The 17,272-nt window shown below is 69.3% G+C and carries 13 protein-coding genes; 6 read left to right on the top strand and 7 right to left on the bottom strand.

Annotated features, from left to right (window positions below):
* Positions 1-210 precede the first annotated feature (210 nt).
* On the top strand, positions 211-1,794 hold the full coding sequence (locus BKK80_RS05430) for a methyl-accepting chemotaxis protein (RefSeq protein ID WP_084545488.1): 1,584 nt from the start codon (positions 211-213) through the stop codon (positions 1,792-1,794).
* A 206-nt stretch (positions 1,795-2,000) separates the two neighbouring features.
* Here BKK80_RS05430 and BKK80_RS05425 read toward each other — a convergent pair whose 3' ends face one another.
* Positions 2,001-2,273: a metal/formaldehyde-sensitive transcriptional repressor gene (locus tag BKK80_RS05425; RefSeq protein ID WP_071011378.1), complete on the bottom strand. Its 273-nt coding sequence runs from the start codon at positions 2,271-2,273 to the stop codon at positions 2,001-2,003.
* A gap of 139 nt (positions 2,274-2,412) precedes the next feature.
* On the opposite strand from BKK80_RS05425, the gene BKK80_RS05420 reads away from it, so the two are divergent.
* Both BKK80_RS05420 and BKK80_RS05415 read left to right on the top strand, forming a co-directional pair.
* Positions 2,413-3,591 (top strand): nickel/cobalt efflux protein RcnA, encoded by a 1,179-nt coding sequence (locus tag BKK80_RS05420; RefSeq protein ID WP_071068688.1) that lies wholly within the window; start codon positions 2,413-2,415, stop codon positions 3,589-3,591.
* Positions 3,592-3,791: 200 nt separating this feature from the next.
* The gene (locus BKK80_RS05415) at positions 3,792-4,532 is read left to right on the top strand and encodes an SGNH/GDSL hydrolase family protein (RefSeq protein WP_071068687.1); all 741 of its coding nucleotides are present in this window, start codon (positions 3,792-3,794) and stop codon (positions 4,530-4,532) included.
* 329 nt (positions 4,533-4,861) lie between these two features.
* Here the strand turns inward: BKK80_RS05415 and BKK80_RS05410 are convergent, their stop codons facing one another.
* Positions 4,862-5,770, bottom strand: a complete 909-nt coding sequence (locus BKK80_RS05410) for a LysR family transcriptional regulator (protein WP_071037420.1) — start codon at positions 5,768-5,770, stop codon at positions 4,862-4,864.
* A 115-nt stretch (positions 5,771-5,885) separates the two neighbouring features.
* Between BKK80_RS05410 and BKK80_RS05405 the strand changes: the two genes are divergently transcribed.
* Complete coding sequence (locus BKK80_RS05405; RefSeq protein WP_071068686.1) at positions 5,886-6,854, top strand: NAD-dependent epimerase/dehydratase family protein; 969 nt, start codon at positions 5,886-5,888, stop codon at positions 6,852-6,854.
* Positions 6,855-6,890: 36 nt separating this feature from the next.
* Here BKK80_RS05405 and BKK80_RS35355 read toward each other — a convergent pair whose 3' ends face one another.
* Positions 6,891-7,775, bottom strand: coding sequence for a LysR family transcriptional regulator (locus BKK80_RS35355; protein ID WP_162287343.1), 885 nt, complete (start codon positions 7,773-7,775; stop codon positions 6,891-6,893).
* 213 nt (positions 7,776-7,988) lie between these two features.
* Between BKK80_RS35355 and BKK80_RS05395 the strand changes: the two genes are divergently transcribed.
* A complete protein-coding gene (locus BKK80_RS05395) occupies positions 7,989-9,104 on the top strand; it encodes a Bug family tripartite tricarboxylate transporter substrate binding protein (RefSeq protein ID WP_084545486.1) in 1,116 nt (371 codons plus the stop codon).
* Positions 9,105-9,190: 86 nt separating this feature from the next.
* Positions 9,191-10,906, top strand: coding sequence for an N-acyl-D-amino-acid deacylase family protein (locus BKK80_RS05390; RefSeq protein ID WP_071068685.1), 1,716 nt, complete (start codon positions 9,191-9,193; stop codon positions 10,904-10,906).
* Between the two features lie 28 nt (positions 10,907-10,934).
* Here BKK80_RS05390 and BKK80_RS37945 read toward each other — a convergent pair whose 3' ends face one another.
* From BKK80_RS37945 to BKK80_RS05370, 4 genes are all read right to left on the bottom strand, one after another.
* A complete protein-coding gene (locus tag BKK80_RS37945) occupies positions 10,935-11,495 on the bottom strand; it encodes a LuxR C-terminal-related transcriptional regulator (protein WP_236903723.1) in 561 nt (186 codons plus the stop codon).
* A 327-nt stretch (positions 11,496-11,822) separates the two neighbouring features.
* Positions 11,823-13,421 (bottom strand): sensor domain-containing diguanylate cyclase, encoded by a 1,599-nt coding sequence (locus BKK80_RS05380; RefSeq protein ID WP_084545485.1) that lies wholly within the window; start codon positions 13,419-13,421, stop codon positions 11,823-11,825.
* Between the two features lie 130 nt (positions 13,422-13,551).
* Positions 13,552-14,124, bottom strand: a complete 573-nt coding sequence (locus BKK80_RS05375; protein ID WP_071011365.1) for a DUF4337 domain-containing protein — start codon at positions 14,122-14,124, stop codon at positions 13,552-13,554.
* 46 nt (positions 14,125-14,170) lie between these two features.
* A complete protein-coding gene (locus BKK80_RS05370; protein ID WP_071068682.1) occupies positions 14,171-17,272 on the bottom strand; it encodes an efflux RND transporter permease subunit in 3,102 nt (1,033 codons plus the stop codon).

Raw genomic sequence — 17,272 nt, 5'->3', positions numbered from 1 at the left:
GCGAGGGCCGACACGCCGTCCGTCGCCAGCCGCAAGGCCTGCTGACTGCCCCCAAGATGCCTTTGCGCCGCTTCTGCCGCGCTGCCAGTGAAGTCGCCCGCGCCGCTGCTCAAGTTCCTCCGGCCGGCCGTCGTTAAACCCCCGCGTGCCTGCCGACGTGGCCGGCATGCCTCGCTCTGCGCAGGCGAAGTACCTTGGAGCCCCCACATCATGAGCACGCTTACGTTTCGCCAGAAGCTCTGGCTACCGCTTGTTTTCTGCCTTGTCGCCCTCGCCTTGCTGTCTGTGGTCAATGCCTACCAGGCGCGGCAGATCCGCATCGAGGAACGCAAGCACAACCTGGTCAGCGTGACGACCCAGGCCGTCAACCTGGCCAGGCAATACGACGATCTCGCCCGCAGCGGCGCCATCAGCCCGGAGGAGGCGAAGAAGCAGGCGCTGGACCGTTTCCGCGCGATGCGCTACGACAAGGACGGCTACTTCACCGTCACCGACTCCGAGGAGCGGGTCGTGATGCACCCGATCAAGGCGGACCTGGTCGGCAAGAAGCAGACCGATTTCAAGGACGCCGCCGGCACGCGCCTGTACGTGGAAATCACGGCGGCGGCGAAGCAGCCGGATGGCGGCTTCGTGTCCTATGTCTGGCCGCATGTGGGCGGCACCGAGCCGGTGGCGAAGCTGTCCTATGTGCTGCGCTACGAGCCTTGGGACTGGATCCTGTCCACCGGCGCCTACATGGACGATATCAATGCCGCCTTCCTGCACTCGCTGTACCAGACCGGCGGCCTGCTGCTGGCGGTGGGCGTGGTGCTGGCACTGCTGGCGGCGATGGCCAACCGCAGCCTGGAGCGCACGCTCGGCGGCGATCCCGCCTACGCGGCGGATGTGGTCAATCGGATCGCCGCCGGCGACCTGACGGTGCGCATCGAGACCCGGGGCGATGACCAGCACAGCCTGCTGGCGGCGGTGAGCCGCATGCGCAGCGAACTGGCGCAGACCATCGGGCAGATCGGCGAGGCCTCGCACACCATCGGCAACGCGGCCCGCGAGATCGCCAGCGGCAACCTGGACCTGTCGAGCCGCACCGAGGAGCAGGCCAGCTCGCTGGAAGAGACCGCGGCCTCGATGGAACAGATGACCGCCACCGTCAAGCAGAACGCCGACAATGCCCGCCAGGCGCACACGCTGGTCGCCAGCGCCTCCGACATCGCCGCCAAGGGCGGCGAAGTGGTGTCGCGCGTGGTCGCGACCATGGACGCGATCAGCGCTTCCGCCAGCAAGATCACCGACATCATCGGCGTGATCGACGGCATCGCCTTCCAGACCAATATCCTGGCGCTCAACGCCGCGGTGGAAGCTGCCCGCGCCGGCGAGCAGGGACGCGGCTTTGCCGTGGTGGCGGGCGAGGTGCGCAGCCTGGCGCAACGCAGCGCCGGCGCGGCCAAGGAAATCAAGACACTGATCGAGGCTTCGGTCGGCCAGGTCGATGCCGGCAACGTGCTGGTGGGCGAAGCGGGCAGCACCATGGCCGACGTGGTGGGCGCGGTCAAGCGCGTGGCCGACCTGATGGGCGAGATCACGGCGGCCAGCGACGAGCAGAGCACCGGCATCCAGCAGGTCAATGGCGCGGTGGCGCAGATGGACCAGGTGACGCAGCAGAACGCCGCCCTGGTCGAGCAGGCCGCCGCCGCGGCGGAATCGATGCAGGAGCGCGCCGCCGAGCTGGCCACGGCGATTGCATTCTTCCGGATCGGGGGTAGCAACGCGGGCACCTCGCGCCTGGCGCCGGCCTGAGCCCGCCCCCCCTCGCCTGCCCTGCCCAGCGCCCCTGCCTCGACAGGGGCGCGCTCTTTGGGCTGGCCCCGCACAGCCCCCGCGCGGCCTTGCCCCCCCCCGCCTGTCGCGGCGTCGCCGTGTACAGGGGCGCCGCATCGCACCGGATGCGGATGTGCATGCGGGAGCGGAAGCGGGAGCGGATACCCTCCGCCGCGCAGACCGCCCTACTTCAGATAGGACTTGATGACCTGCAGCACGGCATCCAGGTCCTGCTGCCGACGCCCCTCGTCAGGTTCCTTGACCACGTGGTCGGTCAGGTGACCCTCGATGACGGCGGCCATCAGTCCGTTGACGGCGCCCCGGATGGCGGCGATCTGTTGCAGCACGTCCACGCATTCCGCCTCTTCCGTGAGTTGTTTCTCCAGCGCTGCGGCTTGCCCCTGGATGCGCTTGACGCGCGCCAGCAGCTTGGCTTTGTCGCGGATGGTATGGGGCATGGCGTCGGCGGCTCCGGGGCGGGATCGGGGGCTTCGGGAAGGCCTGAGGGTAGCATGACTATACTGGGGGGGAGTATAATGCGCCCACCCCGAAACCGATCCATTCAGCGCGTATCGCGCGCGCCGCCCATCCGCCGCCATGACCGAGTTCTCCACCCTCCTGCAGCAAGGCAACGCCTGGCTGTTCATCCCCAGCGCCATCCTGCTGGGCGCCCTGCATGGCCTGGAGCCGGGCCATTCGAAGACGATGATGGCAGCCTTCATCGTGGCCATCCGCGGCACGCTGTCGCAGGCGGTGCTGCTCGGGCTGTCGGCCACGATTTCCCATACGGCGGTGGTCTGGGCGGTGGCCATGGCCGGGCTGTACTTCGGCCGCAACTGGAGCGCCGAGGCGACCGAGCCCTATTTCCAGGTGGCCTCGGCGGTGCTGATCGTGGCGGTGGCAGCATGGATGCTGTGGCGTACCTGGCAGGGACAGCGGCATGCGCACGATCACGATCACGATCACGATCACGATCATGGGCATGACCATGATCACGGCCACGATCACGGCGATGGTCACGGCCATCACCATGCCGCGGCCCGCTTCATCGACACCGGCCACCACGGCACCCTGCGGCTGGAGATCTTCGAGGACGGCGTGCCGCCGTGCTTCCGCCTCTATGCCGAGGGCCGCCACCCGCACGCCTGGCCGGCCAGCCAGGTCGAGCTGGAGACGGAGCGTGCCGATGGCTCGCGGCAGTTCTTCCCCTTCGTGCAGCGCGACGGCTTCCTCGAGTCAGCCGAGCCCATCCCCGAGCCGCATGAATTCATTGCCCGCCTGCGCCTGGGCGAGCCGCATCACCGGCATGACTACGACGTGGAGTTCGTGGAGCACGACGATCACCACCACGTGGTCAAGGACTACGAAGGGCTGGACATTTCCGCGCCAGGCTACCAGGACGCGCACGAGCTGGCGCACGCCAACGACATCCGCCGCCGCTTCGCCAACCGCGAGGTGACCACCGGCCAGATCATCGTGTTCGGGCTGACCGGCGGCCTGATTCCCTGCCCGGCGTCGATCACCGTGCTGCTGCTGTGCCTGCAGTTGAAGAAGATCACGCTCGGCGCGACGCTGGTGCTGTGCTTCAGCATCGGCCTGGCGCTGACGATGGTGGCCTCGGGGGCGCTGGCGGCGCTCAGCGTGAAGCACGTTTCCCGGCGCTGGGGCGGCTTTGGCGAGTTCGCGCGCAAGGCCCCCTACTTCTCCGGCGCGCTGATCGTGCTGGTGGGACTGTACGTCGGCTGGCAGGGGATGCAGGGACTGGCGCGGCTGTGAGGGCGGCTCTGAGGGCGGCTCTGAGGGTGGCTCTGAGGGTGGCTCTGACGGTGGCTGTGAGGGTGGCTCAGGGCAGCACGCACGGCGCTGTCCCCCGCCCCGGGATGCGCGGGTGCGCCGGGTAGAATACGGGCCACTTCCGCGCACCACGACAGGCTGCCGCGACCATCCGGGCAAGGACGCCACTCACCTTCACTGCCATGCTGCTGCTCTACAAAGGGGTGCTGGGCCCCATCCTGCTGAGGCAGGCACACCAGCTGCGCAAGACGGCGCTGCGCCTGCCGGAAGCGGCGGGGCCGCGCATGGGCCAGGAGAACGCAGCAGCGCCGGAAGCAGCGCCGCTGCGCCTGCTGGTGGTCGGCGATTCGTCGGCCGCCGGCGTGGGCGTCGATCAGCAGCACGAGGCCCTGGCACAGCCGCTGGCGCGCCTGCTGGCGGCGCGCACCGGACGCGCGGTGACCTGGCAGCTGGTGGCCAGATCCGGCGTGAATACGGTCGAGGCGATCGAGCTGGTCCAGGCCAGCGAGATCGCGCCCGCCGACTTCATCGTCACCGCGCTGGGCACCAATGACGTCACCTCGCAACGCCGGCCCGGCCGTTTCCTGAAGGACTACCAGGCCCTGGTCGAAGCGCTGTTCCGCCGCAGCGGCGCCGCCGGCCTCGTGGTCACCGGCCTGCCCCCGCTGCACATCCTGCCCGCCGCGCCGCATCCGCTGCGCTGGTACCTGGGCCGCTACGCCGCGCGCCTCGACCGCCTGCTGCGGCGCTGGATCGACCAGGAGGCGCGGGCCCGCTACGTCTCGCTGCAGTGGGCGGCGGTGCCGGAAGAGATGGCGCGCGACCGCTTCCATCCCGGGCCGCTGCAGTATCGCCGCTGGGTGGAAATGGTGGCGGCCCAGGTGGTCGACCTGCTCGCCTTGCGGACGCAGCAAGGCACCTGAACCAGGACCGGCGAGCGCTCGTGGAAGGCGGGCGCCATGGTGCCGGCGAAGGCCGGCCCTCTCCCCCGGCCCCTCTCCCGCAAGCGGGAGAGGGGAGCAGACCGGCGCGGTGCGAATCACGTCGCGCTGGACAAAGCCGACGATGCACCAACACCAATCGCCAAGCACACGGTCTTGGCTCCCTCTCCCCTCATGGGGAAAGGGTTGGGGAGAGGGGTGGTCTAGCAAGGCGCCACACGCAAGCGAAGCCAACGGTGTAGTCCAGCACGCGAGCACAGAGACGAAGCCGATGGTGTGTGATCCCAGCCACCACGGCACAGCCGACGGCGTCATGCCGGCCGCTGCTCCCCCTCGATATACGCCTGCAGCCCCGCCACCAGCGCGGCGAACACCGCCGCGCAGCGCGCGCTGTCGCGCAGGTCTTCGTGCATGGCGACCCACGTCTCCAGGGCCGGCGCGAACGCGCGTGGCAACACGCGCACCAGTTCGCCGTCGCGCGCCGCCAGCGCGGCCTGGCACGCGCCGATGCCGAAGCCGGCGCGGATGGCGCTGAGCTGGGCCAGGTCGCTGTCGGCGCGGAACGCCACGCGGTCGCGCACGAGCATCGGGTATTGCTGCTGCAGGCGGCGGATGAAGGCGGTTTCACGGTCGTAGCCGATCAGCGTGTGGTGCGCCAGTTGGTCCAGCGATTTCGGCGTGCCGTGCGCGGCCAGGTAGCGCCGGTGCGCGTGCAAGCCGATTTCGATGGCGCCCACGCGCCGCGCCACCAGCGCTTCCTGCTCGGGGCGGAACATGCGCACGGCGATATCGGCCTCGCGCCGCAGCAGGTCGTCGGGCTGGTTGGACAGCACCATTTCGATGGTGAGCGCGGGATGCGCGGCGCGCAGCGCGGCCAGGACCGGGGGCAGCACTTCGACACCGATCACTTCGCTCGCGGTCAGGCGCACCGTGCCGCGCACGCCGTCGCCATGGCCGCTCGCCACGCGGCGCAGCGAGGCGGCGGTGGCGGCCAGGGCGGCGGCATGGGGGCGCAGTTCGTGCGCGGCATCGGTGGGCGCGAAGCCGTCGAAGGAGCGCGTGAACAGCTTGAGCCCCAGCGTGGCCTCCAGGTGGTCGATGTGGCGGCCGACGGTGGGCTGGGTCAGGCCCATGGCGCGGGCGGCGGCCGACAGCGAGCCCGTTTCCAGCACCTGCAGGAAACTGCGGTACCACTCCCAGTTCGGTTCGGCATCGGACATGCTATGCATTTTTCTATAGTGGCTACGCGATTCTAGGCGATTTTCTTTTCACTATCGCCGGCGCACACTGCGTCCATCCAACCCGGCCGCCAGGTCGTCTGAAGGGAGTCTTGCCATGTCCAAGGTTGCATTGTTCGGCGCCGCCGGTGCCATCGGCCAAAGCCTTGCCGCCGCGCTGCGCGCCCAGGGCCGGCCCTATCGCGTGGTGGGCCGCAGCGCGGACAGCCTGCGCCGGGCCTTCGGCGCGGATCCGCTCGCCGAGATCGTGGCCTGGGATCCGCAGGTGCCGGCATCGGTGCGGGCTGCGGCGGAGGGCATCGACACGCTGATCTACCTGGTCGGCGTCAACTACTGGCAGTTCGAACTGCACCCCGAGCTGATGCGCAAGACGCTGGATGGGGCCATCGCTGCCGGGGTCAAGCGCGTGGTGCTGATCGGCACCGTCTACCCCTATGGCCGCGCGCAGCAGAACCCGGTCAGCGAAGACCATCCGCGCGTGCCGCATACCTTCAAGGGCCGCATGCGCCTGGCGCAGGAAGACCTGCTGATGCAGGCCCACGCCGAGGGCAGGATCCAGGCCACCGTGCTGCGCCTGCCGGACTTCTACGGCCCCGGCGTGGCCAACAGCTTCCTGCACCGTGCCGCGCTGGCGGCGGTCAACGGCGGCACGGCCGACCTGATCGGCCCCATCGACCGTCCGCACGAGTTCGTCTTCGTGCCGGACGTGGGGCCGGTGGTGATGCGGCTGATCGACACGCCCGCCGCCTTTGGCCGCATCTGGCACCTGGCCGGCGCCGGCGTGACCAGCCAGCGCGCGCTGGTGGCCGAGATGGAGCGCCAGAGCGGCCGCCCGATGCGGCTGCGCATCGTGGGCAAGCCGATGCTGCGCCTGCTCGGCCTGTTCAACCCCTTGCTGCGCGAAATGGTGGAGATGCACTATCTGCTGACCGACCCGCTGATCCTCGACGACAGCGCGCTGCAGCGCCTGCTCGGGCCGCTGCCCAAGACGCCCTATGCGGAAGGCATCCGGCAGACGCTGGCGGCGGTGGATCGCAGCGCCAGGCTGGCGCCGGCGGCCGCCTGAGCAGAGCCGGCCCCGCCGGCGCCCCGCTCCCGCCCCCTACTCCCTGAAATACGCCTGGATCCGCTCCATCATCCAGCGCGCCGCCGGCGACAGGTAGCGGTGCTCCGGATAGACCAGCGAGAGATCCAGCACCCCCTCGGCTTCGCTCATCACGGGCAGCCAGACGAACTCCCCGCGCAGCAGCTCTTCACGCAGGTTCTCGCGGGTGGAGAACAGCACCACGTCCGAGCGCAGCGCGAGGCGCTTGAGCATGGGCGCGTTGTCGCAGCGCAGGCCGCCGATCTCGTCGAAGGCGGGCTTGCCGAACAGCCGCGCGATGCGCTCCTTGGCCGCCGCCGGCATCTCCGGCGACAGCAGGGGATAGCCCTGCAGGCGCGCGCGGATCTCGCCGGCACCGGCGCCGGCGAGCGGATGGCTGCCGCGCACGAAATATCCCTGGTGCTGCGGCGGCAGCGGGATGATGCGGTAGCCGGAAATGGGCGGCAGGCTGCGCGTCATGGCCACGACGAAATCCAGTTCGTCGCGCTGCAGCCGCTCATACAGGCGCACCCAGCTGGAGATGTCGGCGTGCACGGTCAGGTGCGGCCGCTCCGCCGCCTGCCTGGCCAGCACTTCCTCGAGGAAGACCGCTTCCGGCAGCACCCCGACGCCGAAGTTGACCTGCCCCACCTCGATGCCGCGGATCTGCTCGGCCTCGGACTGCATGGCGCCGGCCTCGCCCAGCACGCGCTTGGCGCGCGCCAGCATGGCGCTGCCGGCGCTGGTCAGGGTGATGCCGTCGTGGCGCCGCTCCAGCAACTGCAGGCCGAGGGATTCCTCCAGCGTCTGCATGCTGCGCGTCAGCGCCGGCTGCGTCAGGTGCAGGCGGCGCGCGGCGCGCGAAAAGGCGCCTTCTTCGGCAAGGACCAGGAAGTGTTGCAAGCGGCGGAGGCTGACCATAACTTTTATTTTGTTTTGCGCCCAGCAATATGCATTGGATTTGAATCCTAGCGGGCACCACAATGGTCTGGCAATGCCCCCGGTACCAGGGCGCCGAGGCGCCAAGGCTCGCGCCCCGGCCCCGGGCGGCATGACGGCCTCGCAGAAGGCCAAGCCGACGATGCACATTGCGTTGCACAACGAGGAGACAAGGACATGAACCACGCCCCCATCCGTACGGGTGTCGCCCCCGGCTGCGCGCCGGGCGGCGGCCGGCACGCCAGCCATGGCAGCTCGACCGCCAGGACCACCACCCGGACCGCCACCCGGGCCGCCACCAGCATCGCCAGGACGGCAGCCGCGGCCTGGCTGCTCGCCGCCACCGCAACGGCACAGGCGCAGCCCGCCCCATCCGCCTCCGCCGCCGACTGGCCGCAGAAGGGCCGGCCGGTGCGCGTGGTGCTGCCCTTCCCCGCCGGCGCCGGCAGCGACGCCTCGCTGCGCGTCATCCTGCAGCGGCTGGCGGAGCAGACCGGCGGCAGCTTCATCGTCGACAACAAGCCCGGGGCCGGCACCTTGATCGGCGCGCAGGACGTGGCACGCGCGGCGCCCGATGGCTACACGCTGCTCTACACCATCGTGGTGACGCACACGCAGAACCCGCACCTCTACCGCAAGCTGCCGTACGACCCCTTCAAGGACTTCACGCCGATCGTGCAGGCGGTGCGCTCGGCCACCATCCTGGTGACCCAGCCGAACGCGCCGTACAACAACGTGCGCGAGCTGGTGGCCTACGCCAGGCAGCATCCCGGCGAGCTGAACTACGCCTCCTACAGCATCGGCTCCACCTCGCAGCTCAATGCCGAGATCCTGAAGCGCAACGCCGGCCTGGACATCGTGCACGTGCCCTACAAGGGCGTGACCGACGCCACGCGCGCGGTGATGGCGGGCGACGCGCAGCTCTACTTCGACGGCACCGCCTCGGCCATCGAAAGCGCGAAGGGCGGCAAGTTCAAGCTGCTCGGCGTGGCCGCGGACAAGCGGCTGGCGGTGCTGCCGGACCTGCCCACCATCGCCGAGCAAGGCGTGCCGGGCATCGACATCGTGGGCTGGCAGGGCTTCTTCGGCCCGGGCGGCATGCCCAGGCCGCTGGCCGAGAAGATCGCGCGCAGCCTCGACAAGGTGCTGCGCTCACCCGAGATCGCCGAACTGGTGCGCACCCAGGGCAACGAAGTGAGCGGCGCCGGACCGGACGCCTTCGCCCGGATCGTGCGCCAGGACTACGAGCGCTGGGGCGAGGTGATCCGGCGCGCCGGCATCCGCCTGGACTGAGGCGGCGCCCTCCATCGCCATCCATCACTCCTCTGCGGCATCGACCACCACCAGACTCTACGCACTACTCACCACTACCAGCCACTATGTACGATCTCGTTATCCGCGGCGGCACGCTCGTCGACGGCAGCGGCGCCCCGGCGCGCACCGGAGACCTGGCCATCCAGGACGGCATCATCCAGCAGGCCGGCGGCAGCGCGGGTCCCGCCCGCCGCGTCATCGACGCCAGCGGCTGCCTGGTCACGCCGGGCTGGGTCGACATCCACACCCACTACGACGGCCAGGCCACCTGGGACCCCTACCTGACGCCCTCCACCTGGCATGGCGTCACCACCGCCATCATGGGCAACTGCGGCGTGGGCTTCGCCCCGGTGCGGCCGCAGGACCGTGACTGGCTGATCCGCGTGATGGAGGGCGTCGAGGACATTCCCGGTGCGGTGCTCTCCGAGGGCATCCAGTGGGACTGGGAGAGCTTTCCGCAGTACCTCGACGCGCTGGCGCGGCGCCCCAAGGCGCTCGACATCGGCGCCCAGGTGCCGCACTCGGCCTTGCGCACCTACGTGATGGGCGAGCGCGGCGTGCATCACGACGAGGCCACGCCGGAAGACATCCAGCAGATGTGCGCGCTGCTGGGCGAGGCCATGCGCGCGGGCGCGCTCGGCTTCTCCACCTCCCGCACCTTCCTGCACAAGTACGAGGGCAGGAAGTACCCGCCCGGCACCTTCGCCACCCTGGCCGAGATCGGCGCGCTCGGCGAGACCTTGGGCGCGGCCGGCCACGGCGTGTTCCAGATGACCTCCAACCATGTGTCGATGGACGGCGAGATCCCCTGGCTGCGCAAGCTGGCCCGCCACAACCGGCTGCCGGTGCTGTTCAACCTGCAGCAGACCGATCCCGAGCCCGACCTGTGGCAGACGCTGCTGGCGGCGCTGGAAGACGCCCGGGCGCAGGACATCCCGCTCTTCGGCGGCATCTGCGGGCGTCCGCTGGGATTGCTGTTCTCGTGGGAGACCAGCCTGCATCCCTTTATCCAGTCGGTCGCCTACCAGCGCCTGCAGGGCCTGCCGTTCGCGCAGCGCATCGCCGCGCTGCGGCAGCCCGATACGCGCCACGCCATCCTGCACGGCGAACGCACGCTGGCGGACAAGAACCTGGAGCGCATGTTCAGCCAGTTCTCCCGCATCTACCCGATGGAGGCACGGCCCGACTACGAGCCCGCCGAGGACAAGAGCGTGGCCAGCCTGGCGCGGCAGAGCGGGCGCGACCCGCTGGAGGTGATCTACGACCTGATGCTGGAGCAGGACGGCAAGGCCATCCTCTACTACCCCAGCTTCAACTACTCCTACGGCGAACTGTCGCAGATCCACGCCATGCTGCAGACCCCGAGCACCGTCAACAGCCTGGCCGACGGCGGCGCGCACTGCGGCTATATCTGCGACGTCAGCATGCCCACCTTCATGCTCACCCACTGGACCCGCGACCGCCGGCGCGGCCCGCGCCTGAGCGTGGAAGCGATGGTGCGGCGGCAGACGCTGGAAACCGCCCGGCTCTATGGCCTGCATGACCGCGGCCTGCTGCAGCCGGGCAAGAAGGCAGACATCAACGTGATCGACTACGCGCGCCTGAACCTGCACGCGCCGCGCATGGTCTACGACCTGCCGGCCGGCGGGCGCCGCCTGGTGCAGGACGCGGACGGCTACGTGGCGACGCTGGTGGCCGGCATGCCGATCTTCGAGCACGGGCAGGCCACCGGCGAGCTGCCAGGACGCCTGCTGCGCGGGGCCGCGGGCGGGGCGCGCTAGCTGGTGGTTGGCGGCTGGTGGTTGGCGGCTAAAGCAGCGAGAACGGCCGCATCAGCACCATCACCTGCGAGCGGGTACTGGCGTTCAGCGCCCGCAGGATGGCCGTGACGTGCCCCTTGACCGTGTCCTCTTTCAGCCCGAGCTGCCGCGCGATGCCCCGGTTGCCTGCGCCGTCGAGCAGCAGCCGCAACACATCGGCCTGGCGTGCCGTCAGGCCGAGCTGGGCCGGGGAGATCGCCTCCCCGCGCGCAGGCTCCCGCCGCGCCAGGTGGGTCGGCGGCGTGTGGCAGCCGGGCAGGCAGGCCTGCCGGATCAGCTGCCGGCGGTTGCCCACGCCCAGCCTGGCGAAGATCGCCGAGACGTGCTCCTTCACGGTGTATTCCTGCAAGACCAGCCGCTGGGCGATCCGTTTATCCGGCTGGCCATCGAGCAGCATGGCGTAGACCTCGGCCTGCCGCGGGGTCAGGATGGTGACCTGCTCGCCTTGCCCTGCCTCGGCAGGCAGGCCCGCATGCCCGCCCACCGGGTGCAAGGAGGCCGAGGAGGCCGAAAGCGGTGAAAAGGGTGAAAAAACGACGTCGAACCGCACCACGACACCGCCCGACCTGGAAATATTATTGTTAGAAATACGATACATGTAACCCCCAAGCGCTCCCATTCTACACAATAGACTCCCGGTATATGAGACACGGAGATGGCGGTCAGGGCTGGGGCGAAGGTTGCCCCGCACCGCCGGCGGCCTTGCGGGAATACTTGTGGGAATACTTGTGGGAATACTTGTGGGAATACTTGTGGGAATCGGCCTGCCCGCACGCAAAGGCATGGACATGCGCGGCGCCGGGAGCCATCGGCAAGCACCGCCGGCAGCGCGCGGCGGGCCTTGGCCGCCCCTGGCGGGAAGCGGCACAGCGGGGGTTCAGCCCCGCTCGGTGAAAGGATGGGCGGCGCCCCCGCCGGCGGCTGGTGTGGCGGCTGGTGTGGCGGCTGGTGTGGCGGCTGGTGTGGCGGCTGGTGTGGCGGCGGCCGTCGCCGGCCGCACCGTATTGCGCCCGCCGGCCTTGGCTTCGTAGAGGCGATGATCGGCGGCGAGCAGCAGTTCCTGCCGGCTGCGATAGCGCTGTGTATCGCCATCGAAGGCGGCGACCCCGATGCTGACGCTCAGCCTGTCCTCGCCTGCGCCCAGCGCAGCCGGATCGATGGCCTGCACGGCGGCGCGGATCCGCTCGGCAACGCGGATGGCATCGTCCAGGCCGGTGCCGGGCAACAGCACGCAGAACTCTTCGCCGCCGTAGCGGCCGACGAAGTCTCCCGGCCTGCGCGCGCTGGCGGCGATGCATTGTGCGATGGCCCGCAGCGCGGCATCGCCCGCCGCATGGCCGAAGCGGTCGTTGAACGACTTGAAGCGGTCGGCATCCACCATCAGCAAGGACATGCGCTGCCGCTGCCGCCTGGCGGCGCGCCAGGCAGTGTCCAGCGTCTCGTCCAGCAGGCGGCGCGTGCCGACCCCGGTCAGGCCGTCGGTGCTGGCTAGCCGGTGCAACTGCGCTTCCATCGCCAGGCGCTGGCGGAGCTGGTTCGCGAAGAGGACGGAGATAGCGATGAAGAAGGCATCGAGCAAGGCCACCACCATGCCGATGGCCCAGGCACGGCGCCGCCATTCGGCATAGATGTCCTGCGTCGACAGCCCCACCACGATGATCAGCGGCGGGGTGCCGATATGGCGGAAGCTGTAGAGCCGGCGCTCGCCGTCCAGCGCCGCGGTGCCGATGAAGCTGCCGCTGCTGGCCAGCAGCAGCGGCTTGAAGGAAGCCGCCGCGGCGATGCTGCGCCCGATCTCCGACACGCTGTAGGGCCGGCGCATCAGCACCGTGCCGTCGCTGCGCAGCAGGGTCAGGGAACCGTGGTCGCCGAGCGTCATGCCATCGAACAGGCGGTGGAAATAGTTCAGGCGAAGCGTGCCCACCACGGCCCCGGCAAAATCCCCGTGCGGGCCGGCCAGCCGCCGGCTCAGCGCGATCGCCTGGTCTGCTGCCTGCGCGCCCGGCACGAAGGGACGGCTGATGAAGAGTCCTGCCCCGGCGGCGCGCTGATGGACGGTGAAGTAGTCCTCCTCGGCGAGATTGCGCCGCCTGGGAGGATAGCCTGCGGAGTCGAACACGACCTCGCCTGTCCGGTCGGCCACCAGCAGCGTCCCCATGTCGCGCGCGTGGGTGGAACGGTCGAACAGGACGCGCTGCCGGATCCCCGCCGGCAGGCGCAGGGTGGCCGGGTCGCTGACGCCGTCCACCACGGCGTCGATGGAGAGCTCGTAGACCTCGAGGTTGCGTTCGATATCCCGCTGCAGGATCAGCGCCAGGTTCTCGGCGCCGTCGCGCGCACGCCCCAGCGCGTCCATGCGCATCTCGTAGAGCACCATGGCGGCGATGCCGGCGAGCGCCAGCGCGCCGGCCACCGCGCCGACGATGAACAGGGTCGGCCGGCTGAAGAAGATGCCGGAGATCCGCTTCAACGGCATCGGCTGCCCTCGGCCGGGACGCACGCCGGCGGCGGACGCGCAGGACCCCGCCGGCCGGCCCTGTTTCGGCCGGCTCGCATGGCGCGCCCGCTTTCCTGCCGTACCGCCCGCCGCACTGGCTGCGCCCCGATTACAGGTGCAGCGCCGCGAGCGCCGCCAGGATCCCGCCGACCGTCGCCACGCCATAGGAGACGGCCTGCAGCCAGCGCCGCCGCGACAGCAGCGTGATGGCGGCCAGCGCGATCGACACCTGGATGGCGACGACCGCCTGCGCCCAGCGGTGGTGATGGTGCACCGCGGCCTCGCTGGCCTCGTCCGCCTGCCGGGCGGCCTGCTCCTGGGCGTCGGCCTTCTGCCGGATCACCTCCTTCTCGGCGGCGTAGCGCTGCGCCTCGCGCCTGGCCGCCGCCTGGTCGACACCCGGCAACTGCGCCGTCAGTTCGGCGATGGCCTGCTTCTGCCCCTTGGCCTGGTAGTAAGCCCATTGATTGGCCGCCTCGGTCTTGTGGATGGCGGCCTCGTTCTTCAACAGCAGCGCCTCGTTCTGCGTGGCGCCGCCCTGGTAGCCGAACACCGCGCCCGCCGTCGACAAGATCGCCGTCATGACCGCGATGCGGCCGGCGAAGCGGTCCGCATGGCCCGCCTCCGCAGCGTGCTCGAGGGCGTGGTCGTGCGCGCCATGCACGTGAAAACCTTCCGACATGCTTTCCTCCTTCCCTTGCCTTACTGTTTTCCTGCCCGGCGCATGCTCACACCCCTTCGGCCGGCGTCAGCGATGCCGCATCCGCGCCGCCCTGGCCGCCACGGCGGCGGTTGACCCAGGCGAACACCACCGGCAGCACCAGCAGCGTCAGCAGCGTGGTGGTCACCATGCCGCCCACGATCACCAGTGCCAGCGGACGCTGCGCCTCCGAGCCGATGCCGTGCGACAGCGCCGCCGGCAGCAGGCCCAGGCCGGCCAGCATGGCCGTCATCACCACCGGGCGCAGCCGCAGCGAGGCGCCCTCCACCACCGCTTCATGCAGGTCGTCCGCGCCGGACTGCGACAGGCGGTTGATGTAGGAGATCAGGATCACCCCGTCCTGGATGGCGATGCCGAACAGCGACAGGAAGCCGATGCCCGCGGAGATGCTCAGCGTCTCGCCGGCGATATGCAGCGACAGCAGGCCGCCGATGGCCGCGAACGGCACGTTCAGCACCACCATCAGCGCGTCCTTGAAGTTGCCGAAGGTGCTGTACAGCAGCAGGAAGATCACCAGGATGGTGAGCGGCACGATCACCGCCAGCTTCTTCTGCGCCACCTTCATCTGGTTGAACTGGCCGTCCCAGAACATGGTGTAGCCGGCCGGCAGCGCGACCGCCTGCTTGACCTTCTCCTGCGCCTCCGTCACGGCGCTGCCGAGGTCGCGCCCGCGCACGCCGAACTTGATGGCGATGTAGCGCTTGCCGGATTCGCGGTAGATGAAGAAAGGACCGTCGGTGACTTCGACCTTGGCCACCATCGACAGCGGAATGCGCTGCCCGTCGGGCGTGTCCACCAGCAGGCGGTTGATCACGTCGGCGTTGTTGCGCGCGCTGTCGTTCAGGCGCACGGTCAGGCCGAAGGTCTTCTCGCCGTCGAGGATCTGCGTGACCGGGTCGCCGCCGATGGCGTACTGCACCAGGGTCTGGATGTCGTTGACGCTGAGGCCGAAGCGGGCGGTCTTCTCGCGGTCCACCGAGATGTTCAGCGTGGGCTGGCCCAGCTCCTTGAAGATACCCACGTCGGCCAGGCCCGGCACGCGCTTGAGGATGGACTCCACTTCCTTGGCCTTGTCCTGCAGGGCGAGCAGGTCGGGGCCGAAGATCTTGACCGAGTTCTCGCCCTTGACCCCGGACAGCGCCTCGTTGACGTTGTCCTGGATGTACTGCGAGAAGTTGTACTCGATGCCCGGCACGCGGTTCAGCCGCTTGGTCAGGCGATCGACCACCTGCTGCTTGGTCGTGCCCTTGGGCCAGTCTTCGCGCGGCTTGAAGTACAGCGCGTATTCCTGGTTGAACACGCCGGTGGAATCGGTGCCGTCGTCGGGGCGGCCGATCTGCAGCGAGACCGCGCGCACCTCGGGCTGCTCGCGGAAGTAGGCGCGCAGCTCGCGGCCGATCGAGGCCGAATAGTCCAGGTCGACGGTATTGGGCAGCGTCACGCGCAGCCACAGGTTGTTCTCTTCCAGCGTGGGCAGGAACTCGGTACCCAGGTAGCGCGAGCTGTACAGGGTGCCGCCCAGGCCGAGCGCGGCGGCCAGGAAGACCATGCCGGGGCGCTTGAGCAGGGCGCGCAGCAGCGGCTTGTAGCCGTTGAGGATGATCTCGATGAAGCGCGGCGAGTGCGGCCGCAGCGAACCGCTGAAGACGAAGGAGGTCACCGCCGGCACGAAGGTCAGCGCCAGCACGATCGAAGCCAGCAGCGCGAAGCCCATGGTGAAGGCCATCGGCTTGAAGATGATGCCTTCCACCCCGCCCATGAAGAACAGCGGCGAGTAGGCCACGATGATGATGCCGGTGGAGAAGATCATGGCCCGCTGCACTTCGCTGGTGGCCTTGACGATGGCTTCCTCGGTGTTCGACTGGCCTTCCTCCAGGTGGCGCATGATGTTTTCCATCACGATCACCGCCGCGTCGACGATCAGGCCGAAGTCGATGGCGCCGAGCGAGATCAGGTTGGCCGGCACCTTGAAGTGGTCCATGTTGATGAAGGACACGCACAGCGCCAGCGGGATCACCGCCGCCACCACCGCGGCCGCGCGGAAGCTGCCGAGGAAGACGAACAGCACGATCAGCACCAGCGAGATGCCGACGAACAGTGCATGCTCCACCGTGCCCATGGTGAGATCCAGCAGGTTCTGCCGGTCATAGAAGGGCTTGATCTGGATATGCTTGGGCAGCGTGTTCTCGTTCAGGTCCGCGATCTTGTCGCGCACCCGGGCCAGCACTTCTGAGGCGTTGTCGTCGCGCTTGAGCAGCACGATGCCCTCGACCACATCGTCCTGGCGATCGAACTGCACCATGCCCAGGCGCTGCGCATGGCCCTCGCGCACCTCGGCGATGTCGCGCACGCGCACCGGCACGCCGTTGGTCGTCGCCACGGCGACGTTGCGGATATCCTCCAGCGTCTGCAGCAGGCCCACGCCGCGCACCACGAACTGCTGTTCGCCGGCCTTCATCAGCCCGCCGCCGGTGTTGGCGTTGGCATTGGTCACCGCGTCGATGACCTGCTTGAGCGTGAGGCCGTAGGCCTGCATCTTCTCCGGCGTCGGCACGATCTGGTACTGCTTGACCATGCCGCCGAAGGCGGACACGTCCGCCACGCCGGGGATGTGCTTGATTTCCTTGTAGACGGTGTAGTCCTGGACGGTCTTGAGCGTGGTCAGGTCCACGCCGTCGCCCTCCAGGCGGAAGCGCATGATCTCGCCGGTGGCATCGCTGTCGGGCGACAGCGCGGCCTGCACGCCTTGCGGCAGGTTGGCCTGCGACAGGTAGGTGACGAAGTTCTGGCGCGCCTTGAAGTTGTCGACGCCTTCCTTGAACTTCACCGTCACCACCGACAGCCCGAACAGCGACACCGAGCGGAAGGACTGCACGTCCGGCACGCTGGCCAGCGCGTTCTCCACCGGGATGGTGATCTGCTGCTCCACCTCCACCGTGCTGCGGCCCGGCCATTGCGTGATGGCCTGCACCGTCACCGGCGCCACGCCGGGATAGGCCTGCAGCGGCAGGCGCAGGAAACTCAGGACCCCGGCCACCAGCAGGGCGACGGCCAGGAAGACGATCATCAGGCGGCGCTTGAGGATGGCGCGGATCGGGGTGAACGCCAT

The organism is Cupriavidus malaysiensis, assembly GCF_001854325.1.
GTDB classification, from domain to species: domain Bacteria; phylum Pseudomonadota; class Gammaproteobacteria; order Burkholderiales; family Burkholderiaceae; genus Cupriavidus; species Cupriavidus malaysiensis.
The sequence above is the reverse complement of the archived record's forward strand: the minus strand, read 5'-3'. Positions and strand labels throughout refer to the sequence as shown.

What these genes read in the sequence shown, in the direction of transcription:
- BKK80_RS05425 (WP_071011378.1), bottom strand. Translation starts at nt 2,273, where the DNA reads ATGCCCCATACCATCCGCGACAAAGCCAAGCTGCTGGCGCGCGTCAAG.
- BKK80_RS05380 (WP_084545485.1), bottom strand. Translation starts at nt 13,421, where the DNA reads ATGCCGTTGAAGCGGATCTCCGGCATCTTCTTCAGCCGGCCGACCCTG.
- BKK80_RS05395 (WP_084545486.1), top strand. Translation starts at nt 7,989, where the DNA reads ATGAACCACGCCCCCATCCGTACGGGTGTCGCCCCCGGCTGCGCGCCG.
- BKK80_RS05390 (WP_071068685.1), top strand. Translation starts at nt 9,191, where the DNA reads ATGTACGATCTCGTTATCCGCGGCGGCACGCTCGTCGACGGCAGCGGC.
- BKK80_RS05420 (WP_071068688.1), top strand. Translation starts at nt 2,413, where the DNA reads ATGACCGAGTTCTCCACCCTCCTGCAGCAAGGCAACGCCTGGCTGTTC.
- BKK80_RS05370 (WP_071068682.1), bottom strand. Translation starts at nt 17,272, where the DNA reads ATGGCGTTCACCCCGATCCGCGCCATCCTCAAGCGCCGCCTGATGATC.
- BKK80_RS05375 (WP_071011365.1), bottom strand. Translation starts at nt 14,124, where the DNA reads ATGTCGGAAGGTTTTCACGTGCATGGCGCGCACGACCACGCCCTCGAG.
- BKK80_RS05410 (WP_071037420.1), bottom strand. Translation starts at nt 5,770, where the DNA reads ATGTCCGATGCCGAACCGAACTGGGAGTGGTACCGCAGTTTCCTGCAG.
- BKK80_RS05405 (WP_071068686.1), top strand. Translation starts at nt 5,886, where the DNA reads ATGTCCAAGGTTGCATTGTTCGGCGCCGCCGGTGCCATCGGCCAAAGC.
- BKK80_RS05430 (WP_084545488.1), top strand. Translation starts at nt 211, where the DNA reads ATGAGCACGCTTACGTTTCGCCAGAAGCTCTGGCTACCGCTTGTTTTC.
- BKK80_RS05415 (WP_071068687.1), top strand. Translation starts at nt 3,792, where the DNA reads ATGCTGCTGCTCTACAAAGGGGTGCTGGGCCCCATCCTGCTGAGGCAG.